Consider the following 20171-nt stretch of genomic DNA (forward strand, 5'->3'; position numbering starts at 1 on the left):
GACGGCATATTTAAAAGTTCCTTATAAATAAATCAATTATAAATTATTTTTAGATAGATTGTTTACAATTATTCTGACTATCAGCTAAAAGTACAAAACGGACAGAAGCTAGGCCACATAAGGATTTGATGTGGTACAGCCTGTCCGTTTTTACATTTGTTGCAAAAAAATCGTTTATTAATAACTGAATTTTTTATAATTTTTTTGAAAAAAGTGTTTGACAAGACCGGTTTTATTTTTTAAATTTGTTTCCATAAATAAAAACTACATCGCACTACAAAGGAACATCATCATGAATCTGTATCAAACCACTCTCTCTTGTTATAGATTTTCTCCCGTCTCTGCCGCTCCCGTCGCCGCCAGCTTATTGGCAGTCCCGACGGTCTGAAGGCTCTCAACCCGAATCCAGTTTCCGCATTCCTACGAACGCTTCGGGTTTTAAAATATCTGTATCCCCAACAGTCATTCATATATTGATTAATAAAAATTAAAAAACGTATACCCCCGCTTCAGCCTTATTGTATTTATTGGTTTTTATAACTACTTGTATTTATTGATTTTGAATTTTCAGATGGTTGATGATTGAAATTTTATAGGCCGTCTGAAAACAGTTTTTAGAACGATTGTTTCTTTTTAAACGGTTCGTTTCAATTTGTGAAAAACCGAGCCGTCCGATTAATACTGAAAAAAGTCTATAAAGGAGAAATATGATGAGTCAACACTCTGCCGGAGCACGTTTCCGCAAAGCCGTGAAAGAATCAAACCCTCTTGCCGTGGTCGGTTGCGTCAATGCTTACTTTGCACGATTGGCGACCCAAAGCGGTTTCAAAGCAATCTATCTGTCTGGCGGCGGCGTGGCAGCTTGCTCTTGCGGTATCCCTGATTTGGGCATTACCACAATGGAAGATGTGCTGATCGACGCGCGACGCATTACGGACAACGTGGATACGCCTTTGCTGGTGGACATCGATGTGGGTTGGGGCGGTGCATTCAATATTGCCCGTACCATACGCAACTTTGAACGCGCTGGTGTTGCAGCGGTTCACATCGAAGATCAGGTAGCGCAAAAACGCTGCGGCCACCGTCCGAACAAAGCCATCGTTTCTAAAGATGAAATGGCCGACCGTATCAAAGCTGCCGTAGATGCACGTGTTGATGAGAACTTCGTGATTATGGCGCGTACCGATGCGCTGGCGGTAGAAGGTTTGGATGCCGCTATCGAACGCGCTCAGGCTTGTGTCGAAGCCGGTGCGGACATGATTTTCCCTGAAGCCATGACCGATTTGAAAATGTACCGCCAATTTGCAGATGCAGTGAAAGTGCCTGTATTGGCCAACATTACCGAGTTTGGTTCTACTCCGCTTTATACCCAAAGCGAGCTGGCTGAAAACGGCGTGTCGCTGGTTCTGTATCCGCTGTCATCGTTCCGCGCAGCAAGCAAAGCCGCTCTGAATGTTTATGAAGCGATTATGCGCGATGGCACTCAAGCCGCAGTGGTTGACACTATGCAAACTCGTGCCGAATTGTATGAGCATCTGAACTATCATGCCTTCGAGCAAAAACTGGATAAATTGTTTCAAAAATAAGTAACCGCTTTCAGACGGCCTTTCAACAAATCCGCATCGGTCGTCTGAAAAATAAAACCCATAAAAATACAAAGGAGAAATACCATGACTGAAACTACTCAAACCCCAACGTTCAAACCTAAAAAATCCGTTGCGCTTTCTGGCGTTGCGGCCGGTAATACCGAATTGTGTACCGTTGGCCGTACCGGTAACGATTTGAGCTATCGCGGTTACGACATTTTGGACTTGGCACAAAAATGCGAGTTTGAAGAAGTCGCCCACCTGCTGATTCACGGTCATTTGCCCAACAAATTCGAGCTGGCCGCTTATAAAGCCAAGCTCAAATCCATGCGCGGCCTGCCTATCCGTGTGATTAAAGTTTTGGAAAGCCTGCCTGCACATACCCATCCGATGGACGTGATGCGTACCGGCGTATCCATGCTGGGCTGCGTTCATCCTGAACGTGAAAGCCATCCGGAAAGTGAAGCGCGCGACATCGCCGACAAACTGATCGCCAGCCTCGGCAGCATCCTCTTGTACTGGTATCAATATTCGCACAACGGCAAACGCATTGAAGTTGAAAGCGACGAAGAGACCATCGGCGGTCATTTCCTGCACCTGTTGCACGGCAAACGCCCAAGCGAATCACACATCAAAGCCATGCACGTTTCACTGATTCTGTATGCAGAACACGAGTTCAACGCTTCTACCTTTACCGCCCGCGTGATTGCCGGTACAGGCTCTGATATGTACTCCAGCATTACCGGTGCAATCGGCGCGTTGAAAGGTCCGAAACACGGCGGCGCAAACGAAGTGGCTTACGATATTCAAAAACGCTACCGCAATGCCGACGAAGCCGAAGCCGACATCCGCGAACGCATCGGCCGCAAAGAAATCGTGATCGGTTTCGGTCATCCGGTGTACACCATTTCCGACCCTCGCAACGTTGTCATTAAAGAAGTGGCACGCGGTTTGAGTAACGAAACCGGCGATATGCGCCTCTTTGACATTGCCGAACGCTTGGAAAGCGTGATGTGGGAAGAGAAAAAAATGTTCCCGAATCTGGACTGGTTCTCTGCCGTTTCCTACCAAAAATTGGGCGTACCGACCGCTATGTTCACACCGCTGTTCGTGATTTCCCGTACAACCGGCTGGGCGGCACACGTTCTCGAGCAACGCAAAGACGGCAAAATCATCCGTCCGAGCGCAAACTACACAGGCCCTGAAGATTTGGCATTCGTGGAGATTGAAAACCGCTAATATGCGTAACAGCAGGGTGGGCCGCCTGCCCGCCCCATCTCGAAATGCCGATTGAAAACAATGAATAAATGATGTTTTCGTTTTTCGACGGCCTAGTGCAGTATGCGAGAGAGAGAGCCGGCCGTTTGGAAAACATGCTGCTCTGCTGTCGTCATTCCCATACAGGCAGAAATTCAAAAGGTGAAATGTTCTGCTGTAAAGAGTACTGAAAGATTTAAGTTTGGATTTCCGTCTATACGGGAATGATGGTAGCGGAGCAGCAATTTTTTTTCATACCGCGAATAGATTTCAGACAACAAGCAATAAAACAGAATTTATGATTTCAGACGGCCTGAAGGTCCGAATCAACAGGCCGTCTGAAACCTCAAACCAAAAAAATAATAGATTTAGGAGAACCGACATGACTGCCAACCAACGCTACCGCAAAGCTTTGCCCGGTACGGATTTGGAATATTACGACGCGCGTCAGGCGTGTGAAGACATCAAACCAGGCTCTTACGACAAGCTGCCGTACACAAGCCGCATCTTGGCGGAGAACTTGGTCAACCGCGCAGACAAAGTCGACTTGCCTACGCTGCAAAGCTGGCTGGGCCAGCTGATTGAGGGAAAACAGGAAATCGACTTCCCTTGGTATCCGGCACGCGTGGTGTGTCACGATATTCTGGGTCAGACAGCGTTGGTAGATTTGGCAGGCCTGCGTGATGCGATTGCAGAAAAAGGCGGTGATCCTTCCAAAGTGAATCCTGTGGTGCAAACCCAGCTTATCGTCGACCACTCTCTGGCCGTTGAATGCGGCGGCTACGATCCTGATGCCTTCCGTAAAAACCGTGAAATCGAAGATCGACGCAACGAAGACCGTTTCCACTTCATCAACTGGACAAAAACTGCATTTGAAAATGTGGACGTGATTCCTGCAGGCAACGGCATTATGCACCAAATCAACTTGGAAAAAATGTCGCCCGTTGTCCAAGTCAAAAACGGTGTAGCGTTCCCTGATACCTGTGTCGGTACAGATTCACATACGCCGCACGTCGATTCATTGGGCGTGATTTCCGTAGGCGTGGGCGGTTTGGAAGCCGAAACCGTAATGTTGGGTCGTGCATCCATGATGCGTCTGCCTGATATTGTCGGCGTTGAGCTGACCGGCAAACGCCAGCCGGGCATTACTGCCACCGACATTGTGTTGGCACTGACCGAATTCTTGCGTAAAGAGCGCGTGGTTGGCGCATTTGTCGAATTCTTCGGCGAGGGCGCAAGAAGCCTGTCCATCGGCGACCGTGCCACTATTTCCAACATGACACCTGAGTTCGGCGCGACTGCCGCGATGTTCGCTATTGATGAGCAAACCATTGATTATTTGAAACTGACAGGCCGCGAGGACGCGCAGGTGAAATTGGTGGAAACCTACGCCAAAACTGCGGGGCTGTGGGCGGACGACCTGAAAACCGCCGTTTATCCGCGCGTGTTGAAGTTTGATTTGAGCAGCGTAACGCGCAACATGGCAGGCCCGAGCAACCCGCACGCGCGTTTTGCCACCGTCGATTTGGCAGCGAAAGGGCTGGCGAAGCCCTACGAAGAGCCTTCTGACGGCCAAATGCCTGACGGTGCAGTAATTATTGCCGCGATTACTTCGTGTACCAATACTTCCAATCCGCGCAACGTTGTCGCTGCCGCACTGTTGGCACGCAATGCCAACCGTCTTGGCTTGCAACGCAAACCTTGGGTGAAATCTTCGTTTGCCCCGGGTTCAAAAGTAGCCGAAATCTATTTGAAAGAAGCAGGCCTGCTGCCTGAAATGGAAAAACTCGGCTTCGGTATCGTTGCCTTCGCATGTACTACCTGTAACGGCATGAGCGGCGCGCTGGATCCGAAAATCCAAAAAGAAATCATCGACCGCGATTTGTACGCCACCGCCGTATTATCAGGCAACCGCAACTTCGACGGCCGTATCCATCCGTATGCGAAACAGGCTTTCCTCGCTTCGCCTCCGTTGGTCGTTGCCTACGCGCTGGCAGGCAGCATCCGTTTCGATATTGAAAACGACGTACTCGGCGTTTCAGACGACGGCAAGGAAATCCGCCTGAAAGACATCTGGCCGACCGACGAAGAAATCGATGCCGTCGTTGCCGAATATGTGAAACCGCAGCAGTTCCGCGACGTGTATGTACCGATGTTCGACACCGGCACAGCGCAAAAAGCCCCCAGTCCGCTGTACGACTGGCGTCCAATGTCCACCTATATCCGCCGCCCACCTTACTGGGAAGGCGCACTGGCAGGGGAACGTACATTGAGAGGTATGCGTCCGCTGGCGATTTTGCCCGACAACATCACCACCGACCATCTCTCGCCATCCAATGCGATTTTGGCCAGCAGTGCCGCAGGCGAATATTTGGCGAAAATGGGTTTGCCTGAAGAAGACTTCAACTCTTATGCCACCCACCGCGGCGACCACCTCACCGCCCAACGCGCCACCTTCGCCAATCCGAAACTGTTTAACGAAATGGTGAGAAACGAAGACGGCAGCGTACGCCAAGGTTCGCTGGCACGCGTTGAACCTGAAGGTCAAGTGATGCGTATGTGGGAAGCCATCGAAACCTATATGAACCGTAAACAGCCGCTCATCATCATTGCCGGCGCGGACTACGGTCAAGGTTCAAGCCGCGACTGGGCTGCAAAAGGCGTACGCCTCGCCGGCGTGGAAGCGATTGTTGCCGAAGGCTTCGAGCGTATCCACCGCACCAACTTGATCGGTATGGGCGTATTGCCGCTGCAGTTCAAACCGGGTACCAACCGCCACACCCTGCAACTGGACGGTACGGAAACCTACGATGTTGTCGGCGAACGCAAACCGCGCTGCGACCTGACCCTCGTGATTCACCGTAAAAACGGCGAAACCGTCGAAGTTCCGGTGACCTGCCGCCTCGATACTGCAGAAGAAGTGTTGGTATATGAAGCCGGTGGCGTGTTGCAACGTTTCGCACAAGACTTTTTAGAAGGAAATGCAGCGTAAGGTAAATCGGGTATCGTCAAAATACCCGGGCTACGCTCAAAAAGGTTTTCAGACGGCCTCGAATGTTTAAGAGGCCGTCTGAAAAAACCATACTAGAAATACAAAGGAGAACTCGAAATGCCGCAAATTAAAATTCCAGCCGTTTACTACCGCGGCGGTACATCTAAAGGCATTTTCTTCAAACGTACCGATCTGCCAGCCACAGCGCAGGAAGCAGGCGAGGCACGCGACAAAATCCTCTTGCGCGTACTCGGCAGCCCCGACCCTTACGGCAAACAGATTGACGGTTTGGGCAATGCCAGTTCGTCCACCAGCAAAGCCGTGATTTTGAACAAATCCGAACGCGACGATCACGATGTCGATTATTTGTTCGGACAAGTTTCCATCGACAAACCTTTTGTCGATTGGAGCGGCAACTGCGGCAATCTGACCGCCGCCGTGGGCGCATTTGCCATCGAACAAGGCTTGGTCGATAAATCCAAAATCCCTTCAGACGGCCTGTGTACTGTCAAAATCTGGCAGAAAAACATCGGCAAAACCATTATTGCCCATGTGCCGATGCAAAACGGTGCAGTTTTGGAAACAGGCGATTTTGAGCTTGACGGCGTAACGTTTCCGGCAGCCGAAGTGCAAATCGAATTTCTGGATCCGGCCGATGGCGAAGGCAGTATGTTCCCAACCGGCAATTTGGTCGATGAAATTGATGTGCCGAATATAGGCCGTCTGAAAGCCACGCTTATCAATGCCGGTATTCCAACCATTTTCCTGAATGCCGCAGATTTGGGCTATACAGGCAAAGAGTTGCAAGACGACATCAACAACGATGCCGCAGCCCTGGAAAAATTTGAAACCATCCGCGCATATGGCGCGCTGAAAATGGGTTTGATCAGCGACGTATCCGAAGCTGCCACTCGCGCCCATACTCCGAAAGTCGCTTTTGTTGCTCCCGCGGCCGATTACACTGCTTCAAGCGGCAAAACCGTCCAAGCTGCCGACATCGACTTGTTGGTACGCGCGCTGAGCATGGGCAAATTGCACCACGCCATGATGGGTACTGCTTCAGTTGCCATCGCTACCGCCGCCGCCGTGCCCGGAACGCTGGTCAACCTTGCAGCCGGAGGCGGAGCGCGTAAAGAAGTCCGTTTCGGTCATCCGTCGGGCGCACTGCGTGTCGGTGCCGCTGCCGAATGTCAGGACGGACAATGGACGGCCACCAAAGCGGTCATGAGCCGTAGCGCACGCGTGATTATGGAAGGACAAGTCCGAGTGCCGGAAGATTGCTTTTAAGTTTTCAGACGGCCGCAGCATTAAACAAGGCCGTCTGAAAACTAAATAAGCAGATTTTAGTCGGGTAGCGATACCTGCAATGGAGATTAGGATTGGGCATTAAGCCTGACTAAACACCAAACCAAAGGCAATCTGGAAAGCGCTCAAAGATTCTTGCTCTTTTCAGACGGCCTGAAGCCAAAAAAACAATCAAAAATTCAAAGGAGAAACACCATGTCCAACCAACTCATTCTTGTTCTGAACTGCGGCAGCTCTTCACTCAAAGGCGCCGTTATCGATCGTAAAAACGGTAAAGTTCTCTTAAGCTGTCTCGGCGAACGTTTGGGTACGCCCGAAGCAGTCATTACGTTCAGCAAAGACGGCAAAAAATGCCAAACAGCTTTAACCGGCCGCAACTGCCACGCCGGCGCGGTGGGTATGTTGTTGAACGAACTGGAAAAACACGGCCTGCACGACCGCATCAAAGCCATCGGCCACCGCATCGCCCACGGCGGCGAAAAATATCACGAGTCCGTCCTCATCGACCAAGACGTCCTTGACGAACTGAAAGCCTGCATCCCGCTTGCCCCGCTGCACAACCCCGCCAACATCAGCGGCATCCTCGCCGCGCAGGAATACTTCCCCGGCCTGCCCAACGTCGGTGTGATGGACACCTCGTTCCACCAAACCATGCCGGAACGTGCCTACACTTATGCCGTTCCGCGCGAATTGCGTAAAAAATACGCTTTCCGCCGCTACGGTTTCCACGGTACCAGTATGCGTTACGTCGCCCCTGAAGCCGCACGCATCTTGGGCAAACCGTTGGAAGACATCCGCATGATTATTGCCCACTTAGGCAACGGCGCATCCATTACCGCCATCCGAAACGGCAAATCCGTTGACACCAGTATGGGCTTCACGCCGATCGAAGGCTTGGTAATGGGTACGCGCTGCGGCGACATCGACCCGGGCGTATACAGCTATCTGACTTCACACGCCGGTTTGGATGTTGCCCAAGTTGATGAAATGCTGAACAAAAAATCAGGCTTGCTCGGTATTTCCGAACTCTCCAACGACTGCCGTTCTTTGGAAATCGCTGCGGATGAAGGTCATGAAGGCGCACGTTTGGCTTTGGAAGTCATGACTTACCGCCTTGCCAAATATATTGCTTCGATGGCTGTGGCTTGTGGCGGCGTTGATGCGCTCGTGTTTACCGGCGGTATCGGCGAAAACTCGCGTAATATCCGCGCCAAAACCGTTTCCTACTTGGATTTCTTAGGTCTGCACATCGACACCAAAGCCAATATGGACAAACGCTACGGCAACTCCGGTATCATCAGCCCGACAGGTTCTATGCCGGCTGTTTTGGTTGTTCCAACCAATGAAGAGCTGATGATTGCCCACGATACGGCTCAGTTGGCCGGTTTTATGGAAGAAGCAGGCTAGGGCGGAGATTTGCTTAGACCATAAACAATAAAAAGTGCGGATTCATTATCCGCACTTTTTTAATTACATCTTAATCAAGCCACTTGGGTTTGATGTTCGTCGCCATTGCGCTCACGAACTGCGCCCAAACGGTAAACGGTTTCGCCTTGTTCGCTCAAGAATGCCTGTACTGCATCGGTATCTTCTTTGGCAATGATAACAACCATGCCGATACCGCAGTTGAAGGTACGGTACATTTCTTGGGTTTCCACATTGCCTGCTTTTTGCAGCCATTGGAACAGTTTAGGCAATTCCCACGCTTTGGCATCGATTTGTGCAACGGTATTTTCAGGCAAAACGCGAGGTACGTTTTCGGTAATACCACCGCCGGTAATATGGGCCATGCCTTTAATGGTGAATTTTTCCAAAGCGGCAAGGATAGGTTTTACATACAGGCGGGTAGGGGCGATGATGGCTTCGCGCAAGGTTTTGCCGTTGTCGAATTCCGCATCCAAATCGGGGGCGTCGCGCTCGATGATTTTGCGTACCAAAGAGTAGCCGTTGGAGTGTGCGCCGTTGGAAGCCAAGCCCAAAACAACGTCTCCGGCCTGAATGCTGCGGCCGTTGATGACGCGTTCTTTTTCAACCACGCCGACGGCAAAACCGGCCAAGTCGTATTCGCCTTCTGGATACATGCCCGGCATTTCGGCAGTTTCACCGCCAATCAAAGCGCAACCGGATTCTTCGCAACCTTGGGCAATGCCTTTAATCACATCAGTCGCACGGGCAACGTCCAGCTTGCCGCAAGCGAAATAGTCCAAGAAGAACAAAGGTTCCGCACCTTGAACCAAAATATCGTTGACACTCATGGCAACCAAATCAATGCCGACGGTATCGTGTTTGTCCCAGTCAAATGCCAGTTTCAGTTTGGTGCCGACGCCGTCCGTACCGGAAACCAATACCGGATTTTTGTATTTTTTGCCGATTTCGACCAAAGCGCCGAAACCGCCCAAATCACCCAACACTTCAGGGCGCATAGTACGCTTGGCAAAAGGTTTGATGTTTTCGACCAGTTGATCGCCTGCGTCGATATCCACGCCTGCGTCACGATAGCTCAAAGAAGTGCTCATTGGATTTCCTTATTCGGGTATGGGGGTAGATTGTCGGAGCGTATTTTATCTTAAATTGGAGGATTCAGGCTGAATTTTTTGGCATTATTGTCAACAATTTTTATTTTATCTTAATAGCCGTCTCACTTTCAGACGGCCTTTGTGAATCTGTTATACTGCTTATTTATTTTGAAAACCTTAAGCATCAACTGGGGAACACCTTTTTATGTATCAAAAGAAAACGCGCGGTGCAAAACCGTGGATTATTATGGCTTGCGTCATCGCAGCCTTTATTTGGCTTTTATATGCCTTGGGCGATGTTTTGACGCCGTTTATTGTGGCTGCCGTTTTGGCCTATGTTTTGAATCCCTTGGTTGAGTGGCTGCAATTGAAGCGTATCCGTCGCGCGCCGGCCTCTATGATTATTATGGCGTTTGCCTTACTGGTATTGCTGTCGTTGGTACTGATTATCGTACCTATGTTGTTGAACCAGTTTAACAATCTGGCCGAACGCCTACCGCAAATCGTGGGCTTTGTTCAAAACAAACTGCTGCCGTGGCTTAACAGCGTCAGCGGGGATTATATTCAAATCGATCAAGAATCGATTATTGCATGGTTGCAGTCGCATACGGATGAGTTGAGCAATACGCTCAAAGAATGGATTCCTACCTTGATGCGTCAAAGCGGCAACGTGATCAGCGGCGTCAGCAATTTGGCGTTGTTGCCTTTGTTGCTATATTACTTCTTGTTGGATTGGAAACGCTGGTCTTCCGGAATCAGCAAACTGGTTCCACGCCGTTTTATCGAGACCTACACGCGTATCAGCGGCAATATGGATGAAGTTTTGGGCGAATTTTTGCGCGGACAGCTGATGGTCATGATGATTATGGGCTTGGTTTATGGCTTGGGCTTGATGCTGGTCGGTTTGGATTCCGGCTTTGCCATCGGTATGATTGCCGGTATTTTGGTATTTATTCCGTATTTGGGCGCATTTACCGGCCTTTTGCTGGCGACAATTGCCGCGCTTTTGCAATATGGCTCATGGCAGGGCTTGTTGATGGTCTGGGCTGTATTCGGTGTCGGACAATTCTTGGAAAGCTTTTTCATTACGCCTAAAATCGTCGGCGATCGCATCGGTTTGTCTCCGTTCTGGGTGATTTTCTCGTTGATGGCTTTCGGACAACTGATGGGTTTTGTCGGTATGCTTGCCGGTCTGCCGCTTGCCGCCGTGACGCTGGTTCTATTGCGTGAAGGCGCATCTGCCTATTTCGGCAGCCATTTTTACAAACATAAATAAATCGATAATATTAAGGCCGTTTGAAATCCAAGTTTCAGACGGCCATTGATAACAAAGGAAGTTTATATGTTAGCCATTATCGGCGGCAGCGGTTTGACCAAACTGCCGGAACTTGAAATTACTGAGCGAAAAATCGTACGCACTCCATACGGCTTAACCAGCAGCCCTATTTTGTTCGGCAGGTTGGGGCGCTTGGATATTGTTTTCCTCGCCCGACACGGCTTTAGCCATACCATCGCGCCGCATGAAATCAACTACCGCGCCAATATCTGGGCGTTACACTCTTTAGGCGTCGAAAACATCATTGCCATTTCTTCAGTCGTCGGTATCAATCCCGATTTTGAAAACGGCAGTCTGGTGTTGCCGGACGATTTGATCGACTATACCTATGGCCGTAAAGATACTTTTTTTGAAGGCCAAGAATGTCCGGTTGTCCATACCGATTTTTTCAACCCTTATTGCGATGAATTGCGACAAGAATTGTTGAATATCACGAAAGCGCACAATGTGCCAATTTACGACTCTGCCGTTTATGGCTGCCTGCAAGGCCCACGCCGTCCAACTCGTGCAGAAATCGCCCGTTATCGGCGTGACGGCGTAGATGTACTTGGGATGACCGGCATGCCCGAAGCCGTTTTGGCTAGGGAGTTAAAAATGGCCTATGCCCACTTTTGCAGCGTCAGCAGCATTGATTGCTTTGATAGCGGAGTAGGGACTGAGGGCTGTAATGAACAGACATCTATGACGATGACGAAAATCCGACAATTATTGAATGGTTTGTAACTGATAATGCCGTCTGAAATGATGTTTTCAGACGGCATTGTTTTATTTAAGAAGCCGTTTCACGCGCCCAATGAGGCAGGGAAGCTTTTTGTTTGCGGAACGAGGCAAGTTTCATACTCCGACATTTTTCAAAAATCAATTCAACCCCGCTTTGCAGCTGTAAAATCAAATTGGTATGCGTTTCCGTTTTAATAAAATCGATATTACGTTGCACCAAGCGCTGAATTACGGCATAAACATCAAGGCAGCCATTTGCAAAAAACCACGGATTCAACTTTACCCAACGGCCGCCGCTTAATGCAGTATCAGGCTGAAAATCAGCACGAATCTGTGTCAAACGATTGTCGGAGAAATGCAGTTCAATGTCACCATAAAGCCAAATATTCCAGCCTTTTTGCACTAACAAGCCTTTAGGGACGCAATCAGGCGCAGGAAACATCTGCAAAATGGACTCTGCCGATTGTCCGATTTCCAGATAGTCAAATCGGCCGGTATACAAAAAATCATAAATATCAACGGCAATAGGAAAGTGGTAGCGCATGGCAACAACCATAGAAAAGCAATTAACCAAACTATCTTAAACTTAAAATATAATGAAATCAATTCTTATTACTATTTATTCAATATAAGAAAGGCCGTCTGGAATTTCAGACGGCCTTGTAGCTTTGATTTAAACCGATATCGGTTTACTCAGCCTTTAAATCAGCCACGCATTGCTTATCGCGTGCCTCAAAAGCTTCCGCGCCACCCAAGAGCTTGAGTTGCTCCTCAGGGCTGATTTTGCCGAAGTTTCGGATTTGCTCGTCAGAGAGTTTGCTCAAAGGCTGATCCCACATGCAGACACAATAGTCTTGAGCCAATTTCTCGTTTTGCGCATCCAAACCTTTTGCCTTCAAATCAGCTTGCCATTTTTCAGCAAAAGGAATGTTTTTCACGCAAGACTCCACCACATTTTGTTTCATCTGCGGCTTGTTCATCGCACATTGTGAGAGCAGGGCGGTCAGAGCCAGCAAAGACAGAATAATCCATGCCCAAATGCGGATGGTACGGATTTTTGCCTTGGCTTTCTTTCTGGCCGCCAGTTGCTCTTCAGACGGCCTTTCCGTTTGTTGCTCAGTCATGCAGGCTTTCCATGCGGATCATGGTGATTGGAGTATCCACGCAGCTCAGAGCTTCAATCGCTGCAATAGCGCGTTTTACATTGTGTTCCACTGTGGTATGGGTCAGAATCACGATTTCAGCAGTGCTTTGATTAATCACGCCTTTTTGAATCAGAGCCTCGATAGAAACATTTTCTTTGGCCAAGAGTGCGGCAATTTGACCCAAAGTGCCCGGTTCGTCAGTTGCTTGAACACGCAGATAGTAGCTGCTGGTAATTTCATCCATAGGCAGAATATTTTGCGCTTGAACTTGTGAAGGCTGGAATGCCAAGTGAGGAACACGATGGTCGGTTTCCGCTTCAATCAGGCGGGCGATATCAATAATGTCTGCAACCACGGCAGAAGCAGTCGGCAATGCACCGGCGCCTGCACCGTAATACAAGGTTTCACCAACCATATCGGCATTGACGCGGACAGCATTCATCACGCCGTTAACGTTAGCCAGTAGACGGCTTTCAGGAATCAGAGTAGGGTGTACACGCAACTCGATGCCTTTGTCGGTTTTACGGGTAATACCCAACAATTTGATGCGATAGCCAAACTCTTCAGCGTATTTGATATCGCGGCTGTCGAGTTTGCTGATGCCTTCTAAATAGCAGGCAGAAAAGTTCATCGGCGTACCGAATGCCAATGCGCTCATGATGGTAATTTTATGGCCGGCATCATGACCTTCAATATCAAAAGTAGGGTCAGCTTCTGCATAGCCCAAAGCCTGAGCTTCTTTCAATACGTCTGCAAACGCGCTGCCTTTTTCACGCATTTCAGTAAGAATAAAGTTGCTGGTACCATTAATAATACCGGCGATACTGCGGATTTGGTTTGCAGCCAATCCTTCACGCAAAGCCTTGATAATAGGGATACCGCCGGCAACAGCAGCTTCAAACTGCACCATGACATTTTTTTCTTCCGCCAAAGGGAAAATTTCATTGCCGTATTCAGCCAGCAGTTTTTTATTGGCAGTAACAATGTGTTTGCCGTTTTCAATCGCTTTCAATACCGCATCTTTGGCAATACCGGTACCGCCAAACAATTCAACAACAACATCAACATCTTGATGTTGAACCAGCTCAAACGGATCTTCGATAAAAGCAGCATTCGGGCAAATTTGTTTGGCTTTTTCTTCGTTCAAATCACAAACAGCAGAAATACGGACTTCACGTCCCAAACGGCGGCTGATTTCCGCAGCGTTGTCCTGCAATACAGTAGCCGTACCACCACCGACTGTACCCAAACCTAAAAGACCGATATTTACTGGCTTCATTGTGTCTCCTTTTGAGCCGATACTTTAAAATAATCACGAAAAACCAAGGCTTGTTATAATCGCTTGCAATCGTAAATTCAGAGCAAAGCATCAATGCACAAGGTCAAACGTTGAATCCTACCTGATATTGCTTGATTTTGCACCTTTTTTTGCAAGTTTCCAAAGGCCGTCTGAAAATCGTTCTACCATAAAAACAGGAATTGCCATGAAAATCACAGAAAACCATATCGATGAAGCCGCATCATTTTTTTCATCCTCACAAGGCATATTGCAAATCGGTGAACAAACATACTCAGAACCCATTTGCTGGCAAGATGGCAAAGTGAGCATCATTCCTCAAACAACCATCGAAGAATTAAACGAACAAATTTTTATATCAGCAATTGAAACAGCAGAAAACCGTCCAGAAGTCATTATTATAGGTACAGGAGCAAAACAACAATTCCTACATCCAAAAATTACCGTAGCCTTATCAGCCTACGGAATCGGCTTCGAATGCATGAACACAGCCTCAGCTTGCCGAACTTTGGTTTTACTGCAAGGAGAAGAACGAAGCACATGGGCTTGGTTGTGGCCATAATCTGTAGAAAAGACTATTGCATCACACTAGTCTAAGTTCGCATAATTTATATTATGTCAAATTAATAATGCTAGTATTTAAGTCTATTAATTCTTGTGTTACAATTACTTACAAGAAAAGGTCATCTGAAAAATTTCAGATGACCTTTTTGTGTTTCACATTTCAGTAAGCGCAATTGATATTATTTCAACTCAGCTATCCTCTTTTTTTCTCACTACGCTTTTCTTTTCATATCCCAATAAAGTAAGATTCAGTCAACGGATATCAATCTTCATATCACCATCCAAGCTCTGGAGTAAAGCGTCAATAAAATCGCCCGTAAAAGCAGCAAGTTCTGCGTTGTATTTACTCTCCCTAATTTCTGTTGGCCACCTCCACCAACTCCTCCTTCTGTTCCGCTCATTCCATTTCCACTCTTTGCCATTCTCGGAGGTGCCAAGAGCGTTGCCAAAGATATACGCCTCAACCGTAAGTCTGCTTTTGTCTTTAAAGCCAGTAAGACGGACAAGACTTATGGCGACGAAATCGCCCTTCCCGGCCGCAAAGGGGTAAAAAGCCGTACCGCTACCAAACCGGTCTGGCCGATGCGTCATTCTTCCTCGGTTAAAATCCTCAAACACTATATCGTGCGCACTGGCGATATGTTCCATATGAACGGCAAATTCAGTAAAAAACCTGTCTATTCTGTAAGGGTGCAGTGGGCGCTAGTCAGCCGGTCAATCCGATACATGGTTTAAAGTTTCTGACAAACAAAACCGTCTTTGCCTTTGAATGCATTCTGCCGCTGGTATGGAGCCACAGCTATAATTCCGACCAAGAAGGTACCGGCTGGATCGGTGAGGGTTGGAGCGTACCGGGCTGCCAACGCATCATCCGTATGCGGGGCTAACGGCAAAACAGTTCATTAATCAAAGGATTTTATTGGAAAGCAAGCGATTATTAGCCTATACGAAAGCGTCCGTCAAAGAAATCGCGTGGCAACTCGGCTTTGAAGAGGCTACGCATTTTGGCAAATTTTTTAAGAAAGAAATGCAGCAAGCACCGTTGGCATTCCGCAAGGAATTTCAGCAGTTGTAGCCTAGTTCCAAAATACCTTAACAAGTTACAGCTGACATTCTAATGTATTTAAGTCGTAAATAATTCAAACATAAAAGGCCGTCTGAAACTTAAATTTCAGACGGCCTTTTTTATGCTAAAGAGCGGTCAAATTTTCAGGTGTTTTTGCAACTATTTCTAGACAAACTTTGGGTTTATTAGAAAGCTATATGAAATATTCCCAATACTCAGCATGTTTATTTCTGTGACAACTCCACCTCCTTTCACCTTCTGGTTTTTGTCTTTCCTTGGAATTAGTTATTAACAATCTTTGCTTAGCGCGAGATACGCCCACAAAGAATGCACAACGTTCAGCATCTTTATCTCCCCAAAATGTTTCCTCTTCTACAGCCAACATAATAACAGAGTGAAATTCCAATCCCTTACTTTTATGGATAGTCATAATCCTAATTGCCTGATCATCTAAAAAGGATTTTAGCACTTTAATTAAATCAGATTCTTTTTCTAGTAATTCTTGAATTTTCGTTGTTGTTGAATTTACGATTTCTCTTAATCTAGATTCTGATTCATAATCGGAAGATAGTGCGGTTATTGTTTCAATACTAAGTTGCTCTAAAAAAGAACTCATAACTTGTCTCCAGCAAGTAAACCTTCCTGATGTACTTTCAGATTTTTTAATGATTTTCTTTTGGTTAATAATAAAATCTTGAAGATAATGGTGTTTACTAAATTCTAATTCCTCGTCATCAACAAATGGTAGTATTTGCTCTTGTAATCGCAACCAGGATTGAGGCTCTCTATCTCCGTAAAAATAAAGAAGATAATCAATTATTAACCTTGTTATTGGTTCTGTAGATATATCCTGTAATTGCTGTTCATTACGATAGGGAATATTTTTTTCTTCAAGATTTTTCATAATAACTGCAGCATATGATTCAGCTTGTTTAGATACCAATATTGCAATTTCATGTAATGGGATTTTTTCATTGGATATCCATTCGCTAATACGTTCTACTATGCTTTTAGCCTCCTCAACATCATTTTCAAATTCACAAAGTAAAATTTCTCCTTCATCGCCTCTCAATAACTCCTCAGGCATAACAGAATTAGGATCCAGATTTTGAATAATTCTGTTTTGTAACCTTAATAGGCGAGGTTTAGATCTAAAATTACGATACATATTTAATGGTTCAGCTGAAAAGTCTTGAGCAAATGTTTCAAAAACTCCTTCCAATGCACCAGCCCAGCCCATAATTTTTTGCTTCGTATCTCCTACGGCAGTTAATCTAGCTGAAGTTCCCTGAAAAGCTAGTTTAATTAATTCATATTGAAGGTCAGTACAATCTTGGAACTCGTCTAAAAATACATCTGAATAAGTTTGCCGTATAACGTTTCTTGCTATGTTCGAAGTTTTTAAAATTTCAATAGCCAAAGGAACAAGATCGTTAAATGTAATTTGTGTTCCTGTAATTTTTCTATTACCAATAGAATAATTTTCCGACAAGGCATCATCGCCGGTTAATACTATTCTAAATCTATCAATAATCCGTTTAGCGAATGCATGAAAAGTATAACTATCAAAACGAGAAGCTAATTCAGAACCACATCTGCGTTTAACACGCTCTTTTAAATTCGTGCTTGCATCTACTTTAAAAGAAATTGCAAGAATTCGCTTTGGATAACGGCACGTACCTGTACGAAAAAGAAAATCAGCTCTTTGAGCTAGCATTTCAGTTTTTCCTGCACCGGGACCAGCGGTCAATGCTAAGCATTTTTCTTGCTCTTTTGCAGCTTTCATCGCATTAGGTTCTAGCGTTAATCCATCTGCAGGCAGCCATTGTTCAGATGAAATCATTCCGGAATCCCTAATAATTTAGTTTTCACAGCGTCCGCCAAACGAGAAAGAGATTCTGGCATGTTCTTTAATAATTCTTCATCAATTAAATCAGCAAGTGCCTGAATATGATTTACCGGCTTACTACCTAATTTAAATAATTTATGATAACTAGCAAAAAGTTTTCTTTCTTCTTCGGTGTATTGTTCAGGATTATGATGTTTTTTACCTAAAACAGATTTAATAAGATCTTGGTCTGGTAATGTTTCTGTGTCTGTTATTTCAAATTTATTAGGAAATGCGCTTAACATTGCAAAGTCTAGATCCATTGGAGTAGAAAAAAATACACCTAGACTTTCCAACCTTTGAAAAAGATTAAATGATGGTTTGTTTTTTGGGTAATAGCAGTGCTTCTCTCTAATTAAAGTATCATTATTATTCCAATCTGGTATAGAGATATCTTCCCATAAAGTGATCTTTTTATAATATTCTAATTGTTCCTTTACATATTTAATTCTTCCCCATCCCCCACCAAATCTAGCAACATCAAGATCCAATAAAGTTATGTGAGGGATTTCTAATTGAGACAGTAATCTCCAAAAATGATTAACATGTCTTCCCCCAAGAGGAGCAATTGTGATAGCAGATGAATCAACAGGAATCCCTTTAGCACTTAAGATCCGAGGCAATACAATTTCTTCACTATCTCCTTCTCCTAATACAACTAAACGTGAAAAATAAATTTCAGGGAATGCCTGAATTGCTTCTCGAACAAATTTATGTGCATCATCTGATTCATCTGGTAAACAAATCATTCTAATCATTGTTGTTCTCAAGCCATTTAAGCGTAGATAACGAATATGTTTAGGGGAAACTCTACGTAACATTGCGGGCGAATGAGTTGCAATAATAGCTTGAGCATCATTATGCTGTGTCGTTTGTTTCAATGCTTCTATTACTCTCCCTAAATAATGAGGAGATAAACTATTTTCAGGTTCTTCTAACGCAATTAAGGTAAAGATAGGAGGGCGTAGTTTTTCAACATAAAAAGAGTTATTTTCATTATTCCTAACAGAATGGTAGATTGACTGTGATGTTAAAACTAATGATAGGTATAACATAGATTTTTGCCCATCACTTAAGCGAGAAAAATCGACAATCTCCTTATCATGACCAGGTGTAAATGAAACAGACATGTGGCGCAAGATATTTTCAATTTCAGAATGAGCAAAAGAAATTTTAGGCTCTTTAAAATAGCTTCCTTTATGAACAATTTCCCAAGTCTTTTTCAAAGCGTCACTTATAATTTGAACAGATGTGTTATTTTCAAGACACGAGTTTATTTGTTCTGTTAGTGTCCGCACATTTTCAGACTCATGTTTCCAATTTACTGCCCGTAATAGCCGACCTAATAAAGCATTTGTATTATAGGCTATATGATCTGATGGGTTTCTTTGAGCGGGTAGATAATGTAGCTGGATAAGGCTTCTATCAGCTCTAGAAACTGATTGTGTTGTTTTTCCATCCTGAGTTAAAACATATTCAAATTTTTCTTCAATTTCTCCAATAAAATCCATTGTTGCTGTCAAACGAAAACGTACACGGGGCAAACCAGTTACCCCATCTAATCTCATATGACTAAAGAAAGGAGCTACTGTCGAATTATCGTCAGCATTTGCTGTTTCAGGAAAAATAAAATCAGCTTCAATACATAGCGTTCTTTGATCTGGGGGAGAAGATTCATTCTGTGGAATATGGAAATCAGTTCGCTTAACTCGACGCAAAGATGGATCAAAAGCAAATAATCTACATAGTGCTTGTAAAACAGCCGTCTTTCCTGAGCCATTTGGACCAATTAGGTAGGTGATTTCTTCTAATGTAAATTTTGTTGGCTTCTCACCAAAACTTTGGAAATTGGTAATTTTTATCGAATGTAGTTTCATATTGTCACCTTTATTTTTAAATATTTATATTTATTGATAGTTTATTCTAGATTTGTTTTAGTGCCAATCTACATCATCCCCTTAATTTTTGAAGGCAAGTGCAGGCTGCTTTTTGGGGTTTCAGACTACCTTAAAAGCAGCCTACACTTGGTTTTAGGTAGCCTGAAAGTTGTGCTTGAAGCTTACTTTTCTCGCCGCTGCTGCATCAACCAATCACGGGCAGGTTCGAGTAAATAGGCGTAATCAAATGAGTACATATGCTCTGCACCTTTGTGGGTTGAGTTTTCCGGAATTACGGTATTTGGTGCGAAACGGATGAAGTTAATACGTTTGACTTGGGCAAGCATTTGTTGGACTTTTGCGTCTTGTTCGGTCTGCGGTAATTTGGCAGAGAACTCAGTTTCGGCGTAGCTGACTTTATCTTGTTTCAGCATTTTTCCAACTTGAGCCATGCCTGCAGAGGCTTTTGAATCACCAGCTGAAACGGTATAAATAAATTTCGCTTTCTCCAATGGTTTTAATACGTTGATATCCCGAGACCTTTGCAAAATCCCCCAAAATCCCCTAAATTTCCACCAAGACATTTAGGAGATTTCTCATGAGCACCTTCTTCCAGCAAACC

The 20171-nt window shown here is 45.6% G+C and carries 18 protein-coding genes; 11 read left to right on the top strand and 7 right to left on the bottom strand.

Translation table 11 applies throughout. The features are described 5' to 3' along the window. Nucleotides 1–710 precede the first annotated feature (710 nt). The 5 genes from prpB to HMPREF2872_RS06925 all read left to right on the top strand — a co-directional run bounded on the left by prpB (nucleotide 711) and on the right by HMPREF2872_RS06925 (nucleotide 8547). Nucleotides 711–1586: a methylisocitrate lyase gene (gene prpB, locus HMPREF2872_RS06905; RefSeq protein ID WP_070632411.1), complete on the top strand. Its 876-nt coding sequence runs from the start codon at nucleotides 711–713 to the stop codon at nucleotides 1584–1586. Between the two features lie 84 nt (nucleotides 1587–1670). Beyond that, nucleotides 1671–2825, top strand: coding sequence for a bifunctional 2-methylcitrate synthase/citrate synthase (prpC, locus tag HMPREF2872_RS06910; RefSeq protein WP_070632414.1), 1155 nt, complete (start codon nucleotides 1671–1673; stop codon nucleotides 2823–2825). Nucleotides 2826–3225: 400 nt separating this feature from the next. Beyond that, complete coding sequence (gene acnD, locus HMPREF2872_RS06915) at nucleotides 3226–5835, top strand: Fe/S-dependent 2-methylisocitrate dehydratase AcnD (RefSeq protein ID WP_070632417.1); 2610 nt, start codon at nucleotides 3226–3228, stop codon at nucleotides 5833–5835. Between the two features lie 117 nt (nucleotides 5836–5952). After that, nucleotides 5953–7122 (top strand): 2-methylaconitate cis-trans isomerase PrpF, encoded by a 1170-nt coding sequence (prpF, locus tag HMPREF2872_RS06920; protein ID WP_070632420.1) that lies wholly within the window; start codon nucleotides 5953–5955, stop codon nucleotides 7120–7122. 213 nt (nucleotides 7123–7335) lie between these two features. Continuing rightward, nucleotides 7336–8547 carry an acetate kinase gene (locus HMPREF2872_RS06925; protein WP_070632423.1) on the top strand — a complete coding sequence of 404 codons (1212 nt, stop codon included), beginning with the start codon at nucleotides 7336–7338 and terminating at the stop codon, nucleotides 8545–8547. A gap of 74 nt (nucleotides 8548–8621) precedes the next feature. On the opposite strand, the gene purM is transcribed toward HMPREF2872_RS06925, so the two are convergent. Then, nucleotides 8622–9656, bottom strand: a complete 1035-nt coding sequence (gene purM, locus HMPREF2872_RS06930; RefSeq protein ID WP_070632426.1) for a phosphoribosylformylglycinamidine cyclo-ligase — start codon at nucleotides 9654–9656, stop codon at nucleotides 8622–8624. 205 nt (nucleotides 9657–9861) lie between these two features. Between purM and HMPREF2872_RS06935 the strand changes: the two genes are divergently transcribed. Next, nucleotides 9862–10932: an AI-2E family transporter gene (locus HMPREF2872_RS06935; RefSeq protein ID WP_070632431.1), complete on the top strand. Its 1071-nt coding sequence runs from the start codon at nucleotides 9862–9864 to the stop codon at nucleotides 10930–10932. Between the two features lie 66 nt (nucleotides 10933–10998). Beyond that, on the top strand, nucleotides 10999–11715 hold the full coding sequence (locus tag HMPREF2872_RS06940) for an S-methyl-5'-thioinosine phosphorylase (protein WP_003686342.1): 717 nt from the start codon (nucleotides 10999–11001) through the stop codon (nucleotides 11713–11715). Nucleotides 11716–11761: 46 nt separating this feature from the next. Here the strand turns inward: HMPREF2872_RS06940 and HMPREF2872_RS06945 are convergent, their stop codons facing one another. The 3 genes from HMPREF2872_RS06945 to HMPREF2872_RS06955 all read right to left on the bottom strand — a co-directional run bounded on the left by HMPREF2872_RS06945 (nucleotide 11762) and on the right by HMPREF2872_RS06955 (nucleotide 14136). Next, nucleotides 11762–12256, bottom strand: coding sequence for a hypothetical protein (locus HMPREF2872_RS06945; protein ID WP_070632456.1), 495 nt, complete (start codon nucleotides 12254–12256; stop codon nucleotides 11762–11764). Between the two features lie 145 nt (nucleotides 12257–12401). Then, nucleotides 12402–12836: a hypothetical protein gene (locus HMPREF2872_RS06950; RefSeq protein WP_049322347.1), complete on the bottom strand. Its 435-nt coding sequence runs from the start codon at nucleotides 12834–12836 to the stop codon at nucleotides 12402–12404. Further along, nucleotides 12829–14136 (bottom strand): homoserine dehydrogenase, encoded by a 1308-nt coding sequence (locus HMPREF2872_RS06955; RefSeq protein ID WP_070632434.1) that lies wholly within the window; start codon nucleotides 14134–14136, stop codon nucleotides 12829–12831. Before HMPREF2872_RS06955 ends, HMPREF2872_RS06950 begins: the two co-directional genes overlap by 8 nt. Nucleotides 14137–14341: 205 nt before the next feature. On the opposite strand from HMPREF2872_RS06955, the gene HMPREF2872_RS06960 reads away from it, so the two are divergent. The 4 genes from HMPREF2872_RS06960 (at nucleotide 14342) to HMPREF2872_RS11350 (ending at nucleotide 15793) form a co-directional block, all read left to right on the top strand. After that, nucleotides 14342–14716 carry an Mth938-like domain-containing protein gene (locus tag HMPREF2872_RS06960; protein ID WP_070632437.1) on the top strand — a complete coding sequence of 125 codons (375 nt, stop codon included), beginning with the start codon at nucleotides 14342–14344 and terminating at the stop codon, nucleotides 14714–14716. 311 nt (nucleotides 14717–15027) lie between these two features. Continuing rightward, on the top strand, nucleotides 15028–15453 hold the full coding sequence (locus HMPREF2872_RS11345; protein ID WP_250591202.1) for a PAAR-like domain-containing protein: 426 nt from the start codon (nucleotides 15028–15030) through the stop codon (nucleotides 15451–15453). Next, on the top strand, nucleotides 15414–15605 hold the full coding sequence (locus HMPREF2872_RS12055) for a DUF6531 domain-containing protein (RefSeq protein ID WP_070632444.1): 192 nt from the start codon (nucleotides 15414–15416) through the stop codon (nucleotides 15603–15605). The genes HMPREF2872_RS11345 and HMPREF2872_RS12055 overlap by 40 nt, the downstream gene beginning before the upstream one ends. Further along, complete coding sequence (locus HMPREF2872_RS11350; protein ID WP_083311759.1) at nucleotides 15560–15793, top strand: helix-turn-helix domain-containing protein; 234 nt, start codon at nucleotides 15560–15562, stop codon at nucleotides 15791–15793. The genes HMPREF2872_RS12055 and HMPREF2872_RS11350 overlap by 46 nt, the downstream gene beginning before the upstream one ends. Before the next feature lie 184 nt (nucleotides 15794–15977). On the opposite strand, the gene HMPREF2872_RS06975 is transcribed toward HMPREF2872_RS11350, so the two are convergent. From HMPREF2872_RS06975 to HMPREF2872_RS06985, 3 genes are all read right to left on the bottom strand, one after another. Continuing rightward, a complete protein-coding gene (locus tag HMPREF2872_RS06975) occupies nucleotides 15978–17627 on the bottom strand; it encodes a UvrD-helicase domain-containing protein (protein ID WP_070632447.1) in 1650 nt (549 codons plus the stop codon). Beyond that, entirely contained in the window at nucleotides 17624–19549 is a 1926-nt protein-coding gene (locus tag HMPREF2872_RS06980) for an ATP-dependent nuclease (RefSeq protein WP_070632450.1), read from the bottom strand. The genes HMPREF2872_RS06975 and HMPREF2872_RS06980 overlap by 4 nt, the downstream gene beginning before the upstream one ends. 182 nt (nucleotides 19550–19731) lie before the next feature. Continuing rightward, nucleotides 19732–20001 (bottom strand): hypothetical protein, encoded by a 270-nt coding sequence (locus HMPREF2872_RS06985; protein WP_250589970.1) that lies wholly within the window; start codon nucleotides 19999–20001, stop codon nucleotides 19732–19734. Between the last annotated feature and the right edge of the window lie 170 nt (nucleotides 20002–20171).

The sequence above is a fragment of the Neisseria sp. HMSC069H12 genome (assembly GCF_001812735.1).
Taxonomy (GTDB): Bacteria; Pseudomonadota; Gammaproteobacteria; order Burkholderiales; family Neisseriaceae; genus Neisseria; species Neisseria subflava.

Coding starts and splice junctions, on each gene's coding strand:
- prpB (WP_070632411.1), top strand. CDS start 711: ATGAGTCAACACTCTGCCGGAGCACGTTTCCGCAAAGCCGTGAAAGAA.
- prpC (WP_070632414.1), top strand. CDS start 1,671: ATGACTGAAACTACTCAAACCCCAACGTTCAAACCTAAAAAATCCGTT.
- acnD (WP_070632417.1), top strand. CDS start 3,226: ATGACTGCCAACCAACGCTACCGCAAAGCTTTGCCCGGTACGGATTTG.
- prpF (WP_070632420.1), top strand. CDS start 5,953: ATGCCGCAAATTAAAATTCCAGCCGTTTACTACCGCGGCGGTACATCT.
- HMPREF2872_RS06925 (WP_070632423.1), top strand. CDS start 7,336: ATGTCCAACCAACTCATTCTTGTTCTGAACTGCGGCAGCTCTTCACTC.
- purM (WP_070632426.1), bottom strand. CDS start 9,656: ATGAGCACTTCTTTGAGCTATCGTGACGCAGGCGTGGATATCGACGCA.
- HMPREF2872_RS06935 (WP_070632431.1), top strand. CDS start 9,862: ATGTATCAAAAGAAAACGCGCGGTGCAAAACCGTGGATTATTATGGCT.
- HMPREF2872_RS06940 (WP_003686342.1), top strand. CDS start 10,999: ATGTTAGCCATTATCGGCGGCAGCGGTTTGACCAAACTGCCGGAACTT.
- HMPREF2872_RS06945 (WP_070632456.1), bottom strand. CDS start 12,256: ATGCGCTACCACTTTCCTATTGCCGTTGATATTTATGATTTTTTGTAT.
- HMPREF2872_RS06950 (WP_049322347.1), bottom strand. CDS start 12,836: ATGACTGAGCAACAAACGGAAAGGCCGTCTGAAGAGCAACTGGCGGCC.
- HMPREF2872_RS06955 (WP_070632434.1), bottom strand. CDS start 14,136: ATGAAGCCAGTAAATATCGGTCTTTTAGGTTTGGGTACAGTCGGTGGT.
- HMPREF2872_RS06960 (WP_070632437.1), top strand. CDS start 14,342: ATGAAAATCACAGAAAACCATATCGATGAAGCCGCATCATTTTTTTCA.
- HMPREF2872_RS06975 (WP_070632447.1), bottom strand. CDS start 17,627: ATGATTTCATCTGAACAATGGCTGCCTGCAGATGGATTAACGCTAGAA.
- HMPREF2872_RS06980 (WP_070632450.1), bottom strand. CDS start 19,549: ATGAAACTACATTCGATAAAAATTACCAATTTCCAAAGTTTTGGTGAG.
- HMPREF2872_RS06985 (WP_250589970.1), bottom strand. CDS start 20,001: ATGGCTCAAGTTGGAAAAATGCTGAAACAAGATAAAGTCAGCTACGCC.